Here is a 1,122-nt window from a genome sequence, read left to right on the forward strand (position 1 = left end):
GCGCGAGGTGGCCGCGAGCGGTGCGGACCTCGCGGCCGCGCTGGGCCTCGACGCCGCGGCGCTMGTGCGCTCCGACGCCTGCTGGGTCGACGCCGGGGTCGAGCAGCTCGTCGTGCGGCTCGACGACGTGGACACCGTCCGCGCCTGCGACCCCGACGTGCACCGGATGGCCGAGCACATGACGTCGCCCGGTCGTCCCCCRCACGTCTACACCTGGGCGTGGAGCGGACCCACGAGCATCGAGGCCCGGCTCTTCTACGCCCAGGGCCAAGCGGTCCTCGAGGACCCCGCCACCGGATCGGCGTGCGCCAACCTCGGCGGCTGGCTCGTCGCGCAGGGCGTCCGCGACGTGTCGATCGAGGTCAGTCAGGGCGCCGCGGTGGGTCGCCCGTCGCGACTGCTCCTCGACATCGACGACCGGGGTGGCATCCACGTCGGCGGACGCGTCGAGGCCGTCGGTCGCGGTACCTGCTCGCTCGAGAGTGTGGGGGCGTGACCATGGCGACCTACATCGGCTTCCTCCGCGCCGTCAACGTCGGACAGCGCTGGGTGAAGATGGAGCGTCTGCGAGCACACCTGTCCGACAACGGGTTCGACGATGTCGTGACGCACATCCAGAGCGGCAACGTGCGCGTCACCACCTCGATGCGCAGCCCAGCGAAGGTCGAGGCGTCGCTGCGGAGCCTCATCAGCGACGAGTTCGGCTTCGACGTGCCCGTCGTCGTTCGCAGTCCCGCCGAGCTGCGGCGGACGGCCGCCGACGCGGACGCGGTCGACTCGCCCCTCGGCGCTGACGCGCGACGCTACGTCACCTTCACGACGGGCGGGATCAGCGCCGACGGTCGCGCGGCGCTCGAGGCCTGGGCCGAGCCGGGCGAGCGCGTCGTCGTGCTCGGGTCCGATGTGCTCCTCTTCCTCACCAAGCCGGCCCACCAGGCGAAGCTGACCAACGTGCGGCTCGAGCGCCTGACCGGCGCGACCGGCACCGCCCGCGACCTCAAGGTCGTCCGCGCCCTCGCCGAGAAGTGGGGGCGCTGACGGGTGTCCGGCCCGACGGACCGCCACGAACCACGGCGGCGCCGAGCGGGCGGGCGTGGCCCGGCCTCACGGCATACCTCATGG

2 protein-coding genes are annotated in these 1,122 nt (G+C 73.2%); both read left to right on the forward strand.

The features are described from left to right. The coding region (locus AC1DP0_RS22145) for a PhzF family phenazine biosynthesis protein (RefSeq protein ID WP_478088783.1) at positions 1–496 on the forward strand (496 nt) is incomplete at its 5' end. Between the two features lie 2 nt (positions 497–498). Further along, on the forward strand, positions 499–1,038 hold the full coding sequence (locus AC1DP0_RS22150; RefSeq protein WP_478088785.1) for a DUF1697 domain-containing protein: 540 nt from the start codon (positions 499–501) through the stop codon (positions 1,036–1,038). The last annotated feature ends 84 nt before the right edge of the window (positions 1,039–1,122 follow it).

Source organism: Terrabacter sp. P5_B1, assembly GCF_056400505.1.

What these genes read in the sequence shown, in the direction of transcription:
- AC1DP0_RS22150 (WP_478088785.1), top strand. Translation starts at nt 499, where the DNA reads ATGGCGACCTACATCGGCTTCCTCCGCGCCGTCAACGTCGGACAGCGC.